Source organism: Foliimonas ilicis (assembly GCF_039939195.1).
Lineage (GTDB): Bacteria > Pseudomonadota > Alphaproteobacteria > Rhizobiales > Rhizobiaceae > Foliimonas > Foliimonas ilicis.
Window position 1 is genome coordinate 21,207 of the sequence record NZ_JBDUUH010000021.1, and the last position, 6,443, is coordinate 27,649.

Below are 6,443 nucleotides of genomic sequence, written 5' to 3' on the forward strand. Positions count from 1 at the left end.
GTGTTTCTAACTCTCGGAAAGCAAAAAAATGACCGACCTCATCTCCAAATGGAATTACCCAACCACCGTTCGCTTCGGCGCGGGGCGGATCAAGGAATTGCCGGATGCGCTGGCTGCGACCGGCATCAAGAACCCGCTTTTCGTGACCGATCCCGGTCTCGCAAAGCTGCCGGTTGTCGCCAGCACGCTGAAACTCCTGGACGACGCGAAGGTGCCTTACGGGGTGTTTTCCGAGGTGCAGCCGAACCCGGTCGAATCCAATCTGACTGCAGGCATCGCCGTGTTCAAGCAGGGCAAGCATGATGGCGTCATTGCGTTCGGCGGCGGTTCGGGCCTCGATCTCGGCAAGCTGATCGCCTTTCAGGCCGGGCAGACGCGCCCCGTGTGGGATTTCGAAGATGTTGGCGACTGGTGGACGCGGGCGAATTCGGATGCGATCGTGCCGATCATTGCCGTGCCGACGACCGCAGGCACCGGATCGGAAGTCGGGCGCGCCGCTGTTATCACCAATGAGGAAACCCACACGAAAAAGGTCATCTTCCATCCGAAGATGCTGCCTGAAATCGTGATCGCTGACCCGGAACTGACGGTCGGCATGCCGCCCTTCATCACGGCTGGTACGGGTATGGACGCGCTGGCGCATTGCCTCGAAGCATATTGCGCGCCCGGTTATCATCCGATGGCGGAAGGCATTGCGGTCGAAGGCATCCGCCTCGTCTTCGAAAATCTTCCAAAGGCATATGCGGACGGAAGCAACCTGACAGCGCGCGCGCATATGATGAGTGCTGCGGCGATGGGTGCTGCCGCATTCCAGAAGGGGCTTGGCGCAATCCATTCGCTGTCGCACCCGATCGGCGCGCTCTACAACACGCATCACGGCATGACCAATGCCGTGTTCATGCCTTACGTGCTCGATTTCAACCGCGAGGCAATCGAGCCGCGGATCGCGAGGCTCGCTGCCTATTGCGGCATCGAAGGCGGGTTCGACGGCTTTGCCGACGCGGTGCTGAAGCTGCGCAAGGAACTGGGTGTGCCGGATACGCTGCCGGGTCTGATCAAGGATCTGGACATGGACGATGCGCGCAAGGATCTGATTGCCGAAATGGCGATCGTTGATCCGACAGCGGGCGGCAATCCAGTGAAGCTGACGAAGGAAGCGGCTCTGGCGCTTCTGGAAGCTGCGATCAAGGGCGGTCGATAAGCGTATTTTGCGCCGGAAGCGGGCCTGAATGACGGCCCGCTTCGCAGGAATTTTCGTCGACGAGAGGCTAGGCGAAAGTATTAGAAAGAACGGCTGTAAAAGGGAGATTTATTAGCCGGAAAACTAAGCTCCGGCGATTGCCAGCTTCACGCGAAAGTAGTTAATTCTTCTATGTGGAACATTGCTGACAGCAAGGTTCATCCGGCTGTCATATAAGATCGATAACGGCATCGCAGGCGCTGGGGTTGCGCCGGTTTAACGGAGAGACACATGTTCGAATTTACAGGGAAGATCCTTTCCCTTTCGGCTGCTACGTTGATGGCTACGACGGCTGTTACATTCGCCCAGCCGTCTGAAGATCTCATCGCGGCGGCCAAGGCAGAAGGACAGTTGACCACGATCGCTCTGCCGCATGACTGGTGCGGATATGGCGATGTCATCGCCGGTTTCAAAGCCAAATATCCGGAAATCACCGTCAACGAACTCAATCCGGATGCCGGTTCGCAGGACGAACTCGAAGCGATCAAGGCAAACAAGGACAATAAAGGCCCGCAGGCGCCTGACGTCATCGACGTCGGCTTCGCATTCGGTCCCGCCGCCAAGGATGAAGGCCTGACGCAGCCTTACAAGGTTTCGACCTGGGACTCGATCCCGGACGATGCCAAGGATGCTGAAGGTCATTGGTATGGCGATTATTACGGCGTTCTCTCCTTCATGGTGAACACCGACATCATCAAGGAAGTGCCTAAGGATTGGGCCGATCTGAAGAAGCCGGAATACGCAAACAGCGTAGCTCTGGCTGGCGATCCGCGCGCATCCAACCAGGCGATCCTTGCGGTGCAGGCTGCGGGTCTGGCTGAGGGTGCGGAAGCCGGTGAAAAGGCTGGCGAAGCAGGCCTCGCCTATTTCGGTGAAGTCAACAAGGCTGGCAATTTCGTGCCGGTCATCGGCAAGACCGGAACCGTGGCTCAGGGCGCGACGCCGATCGTCATCAACTGGGACTACAATGCGCTTACGGCTCGCGACACGTTGAACGGCAATCCGCCGGTTGAAGTCGTCGTTCCGGCATCGGGCGTCATTGCAGGCGTTTATGTGCAGGCGATCAGCGCCTACGCGCCGCATCCGAATGCAGCGAAACTCTGGATGGAATATCTCTATTCCGACGAAGGCCAGCTTGCATGGCTGAAGGGCTATTGCCACCCGATCCGCTTCAACGATCTGGTCAAGAACGGCAAGGTTCCGCAGGAACTGCTCGACAAGTTGCCGCCGGCAGCCGCCTATGAAAAGGCGATCTTCCCGACGCTTGAGCAGCAGGAAGCGGCCAAGGCCGTCATCACCAAGAACTGGGACAGCGTCGTCGGCGCAAACGTTCAGTAACAAAAAGCAGAACCGGGCGGCCAAAAGTCGCCCGGTTTTCGCCGGAGTCCTCTCGGCATGACCGACGCAACAGTCTCCGACGCCGCCATTCGCAGGCCGCCAGCATCGCCCGCCCGCGCTGCAAGGCGTTTGCCTCTGCAATGGCTGGGTGTCGCGCCTTTCTTCATTTTTGCACTGATGTTTCTGATCCTGCCGACGGTGTATCTCATCATCGGCGCGTTTCAGAACAGGCAGGGCGAATTCACGCTCGAAAACATCGTGATGCTGTTTCAGCCGTCGATCATGAGCGCCTACTGGATTTCCATACGCGTCAGCTTTGCATCCGCCGTGCTTGGCGCGTTTGCGGGTATCGCGATCTCGATTGCGATCGTGCGCGGCGGGCTGCCGAACTGGGTTCGTTCGGCAACGCTCACCTTCTCCGGCGTCGCATCGAATTTCGCAGGCGTGCCGCTGGCCTTCGCCTTTCTGGCGACGCTTGGCCGTCTTGGCCTCGTAACCGTTTTGCTGAATAGCTGGTTCGGCATCAATCTTTATTCGCTCGGCTTCAATCTCCTGTCCTTTTGGGGCCTGACGCTGACTTACCTGTTTTTCCAGATACCGCTGATGGTGGTCATCATCACGCCTGCTATCGACGGGCTGAAAAAAGAATGGGGCGAGGCGGCGGCGACGCTGGGCGCCACGCAGTTCCAGTATTGGCGCATGGTCGCCATTCCGGTTCTGTGGCCGAGCTTTCTCGGAACGCTCGTGCTGCTTTTCGCCAATTCCTTCGGGGCAATTGCCACGGCTTATGCACTCACCGGCTCGTCGCTGAACATCGTTCCGATCCTGCTCTATGCGCAGATCCGCGGTGACGTTCTGCAGAACCCGCATCTTGGCTATGCGCTTGCCTTCGGCATGATCTTCATCACCGGTGTCGCCAATATTCTCTACATCTGGTTCCGCACCCGCAGCGAACGGTGGCTCAAATGAAGACCGGTCGTTTCTGGGCCTGGCTGACCTTTGCGGTTGGTGCTGCCTATTTCTTCATTCCACTAATTGCGACACTGGAGTTTTCCCTGCGCATGCGACGTGGTGAATACTCGTTCGATGCCTACCGCATCGTGCTGAGCGATCCGCGGTTCCAGGAAACCTTCGGCTATTCGGTGATTGTTGCGTGCTTCACGATCCTGCTCGGTGTGTTGCTCGTTGTGCCGACTGCCTACTGGATCAGGCTGCGCATGCCGCAGCTTCGTCCGGTGGTCGAATTCATCACGCTGTTGCCGCTCATCATCCCGGCAATCGTCATCGTGTTCGGCTATATCCGCATGTATGGCTCGTCGTCGCCGCTGCCGTTTCTGGCAAGCCGCAGGGGTACGGATGTGCTGCTGGTCGTCGGCTACGCGACGCTGGCGCTGCCTTACATGTACCGCGCCGTCGACACAGGGCTGCGCACCATCGATGTGCGCACGCTGACGGAAGCAGCGCAAATTCATGGCGCTGGCTGGACGACGATCATCGCGCGGATCATCCTGCCGAATGTGCTGATCGCCGTGCTCTCGGGCGCGTTCCTGACCTTCGCCATCGTGATTGGCGAGTTCACCATGGCCAGCCTGTTGAACCGTCCGGCCTTCGGTCCGTATCTCCAGCTTATCGGTGCCAACCGCGCCTATGAGCCGGCGGCGCTGGCTGTGATCGCCTTCGGCATCACATGGGGCTGCATGTCGATGATCCAGATTCTCTCACGGTTCGCGCCGAAATCGGCCAACCGCCCGAACTAATTTGAAAGAACCACGCCAATGGCGAATCCATTTCTCAGTATTCAGGGCGTGCAGAAATCCTTCGGCACAACGACGGTCGTGCAGGACTTCAATCTCGATGTAGATGCAGGCGAATTCGTCTCGTTTCTCGGACCGAGCGGCTGCGGCAAGACGACGATGCTGCGCATGGTGGCCGGTTTCGAGGAGCCGACTGCCGGGCGCATCATGATCGGCGGCAAGGACGTTACGAATCTGAAGCCCAATCAGCGTAATATCGGCATGGTTTTTCAGGCCTATGCGCTGTTTCCGAACCTCACGGTGGCGCAGAACATCGCGTTCGGTCTGAAAGTCGCGGGCGTCTCGAAGGCCGAAAGCGACGAGCGGGTGAAGGAAATGCTGTCCATCATCAAGCTGCCGGAATACGGCGCGCGCTATCCTTATCAGCTTTCCGGCGGCCAGCAGCAGCGCGTTGCGCTGGCGCGCGCGGTAGCACCCCGGCCCCGGCTTCTCCTGCTCGACGAGCCGCTTTCGGCGCTCGATGCCAAGGTGCGCCTGTCGCTTCGCGATGAAATCCGCTCGATCCAGAGAAAGCTCGGCATCACGACGATCTTCGTGACGCATGATCAGGAAGAAGCGCTCTCCATGTCGGACCGTATCGTCGTCATGTATGACGGCCGCGCAGAGCAGGTCGGCACGCCATTCGAAATCTACAACCGGCCATCGACCAAGTTCGTGGCGAATTTCGTCGGAACGCTGAACGTACTGGACGGCATCGTTGCCGATCCGGCCAAATCGACCGTGCGCGTTCAGGATCGCGAGATCACGCTGAAGCCCGGCGCGATCAATGGTGCGAAGGCTGGTGAGTCTCTCTCGCTGGCGCTGCGGCCTGAGGCAATCGTTCTCGGCAAGCAGGCAGGGCGTGATTCGAGCCTCGGCGGGCAAATCTCCGATGTCAGTTTCCTCGGTTCAGTAATCCGCGTGCGCGTCGGTCTCGGCAAGAATGCCGTCTCGCTCGACACTTTCAATAATCCGGCAAGCCCGCCGCCAGTCGTTGGCGACCAGACCGAAATCAGCTTTTCTGCGGGCGATCTGCTGGTTCTGAAATAGGCCCTCCTGATCTGGCGCAAAAGGCGTTTGACGGCGGCCCATTGCGGCATGAAGTGTCACCGTTTATCGAAGGCGGCTAACAAAATCCTGCTGCGCAATCATCCGGCGTGGTTTGAAGGACGCCGATGACGCTGACGGTTTTTCTGGCGGTTCTCGCAGCCGCCGCCATGCACGCAATCTGGAATGCGCTGGTCAAGGTCAATCTCGACCGCTTCGCTTCGGTGACGCTCATGACGATGGGAATGGCTGCGACCGCTCTGCCGGTGCTGCCCTTCGTCGATTTTCCGGCTGCGCATGTCTGGCCTTGGATCTGCGTGTCGGTATTCTGCCACATGGGCTACAAGCTTTTCCTGATCCGCGCTTATGACGCGGGAGATCTGGCGCAGACCTATCCGCTGGCGCGCGGCACTGCACCGCTTTTGACTGCGATCGGCGGCATTTTTGTTGTCTCCGAAATGCCTACCTATGTTGCATTCGGCGGCATCGTGCTTCTTTCAGTCGGCACGTTCATCATGTCGATGCGTGGCGGCAGCCATCTGTCCGACATCAACCGCAGGGCGGTCGGATTTGCGCTGGTGACGTCGGTTTTCATCGCGGCCTATACGCTGACCGACGGCAGCGGCGCGCGGCTGGCAACGACAGCTTCAAGCTATGCGGCCTGGTTGTTCCTCTGCGACGGCATCGTCTCGCTTTTGCTGGCGCTTTATCTGCGGGGGCCGCGGATATTACGGACGGTTGCAAGGCAATGGAAGATCGGTGCGGTCACTGGTTTTTTGAGCGCGGCCGCCTACTGGATTGCCATGTGGGCCATGACCAAGGCGCCCATCGCCTCGGTCGCAGCGCTTCGCGAAACGTCGATCCTGTTCGCGATGATGATTTCGCTGATATGGCTGCGCGAACGCCTGACAGCGTGGCGCTGCTGCGCCGCGCTGTTCATTGTCGGTGGGGTAATCGCGTTGCGGCTTGGTTAGAGTGTTTCCCGCTTTGATGGCATAGTGAAACACACCCCTCTGCCCTGCCGG

Annotated in this window: 6 protein-coding genes; all 6 read left to right on the forward strand. The window is 59.1% G+C overall.

Features of this window, described 5'->3' with window-relative positions; translation table 11 throughout:
- Positions 1-28 precede the first annotated feature (28 nt).
- The gene (locus ABFT80_RS27760) at positions 29-1,201 is read left to right on the forward strand and encodes an iron-containing alcohol dehydrogenase (protein ID WP_347975185.1); all 1,173 of its coding nucleotides are present in this window, start codon (positions 29-31) and stop codon (positions 1,199-1,201) included.
- Positions 1,202-1,471: 270 nt separating this feature from the next.
- A complete protein-coding gene (locus tag ABFT80_RS27765; RefSeq protein WP_347975186.1) occupies positions 1,472-2,578 on the forward strand; it encodes an ABC transporter substrate-binding protein in 1,107 nt (368 codons plus the stop codon).
- 177 nt (positions 2,579-2,755) lie between these two features.
- The gene (locus ABFT80_RS27770) at positions 2,756-3,547 is read left to right on the forward strand and encodes an ABC transporter permease (RefSeq protein ID WP_347975191.1); all 792 of its coding nucleotides are present in this window, start codon (positions 2,756-2,758) and stop codon (positions 3,545-3,547) included.
- Entirely contained in the window at positions 3,544-4,335 is a 792-nt protein-coding gene (locus tag ABFT80_RS27775; RefSeq protein WP_347975187.1) for an ABC transporter permease, read from the forward strand. Before ABFT80_RS27770 ends, ABFT80_RS27775 begins: the two co-directional genes overlap by 4 nt.
- 18 nt (positions 4,336-4,353) lie before the next feature.
- Positions 4,354-5,421, forward strand: a complete 1,068-nt coding sequence (locus ABFT80_RS27780) for an ABC transporter ATP-binding protein (protein ID WP_347975188.1) — start codon at positions 4,354-4,356, stop codon at positions 5,419-5,421.
- 125 nt (positions 5,422-5,546) lie between these two features.
- Positions 5,547-6,392, forward strand: coding sequence for an EamA family transporter (locus ABFT80_RS27785; RefSeq protein ID WP_347975189.1), 846 nt, complete (start codon positions 5,547-5,549; stop codon positions 6,390-6,392).
- Positions 6,393-6,443: the final 51 nt, after the last annotated feature.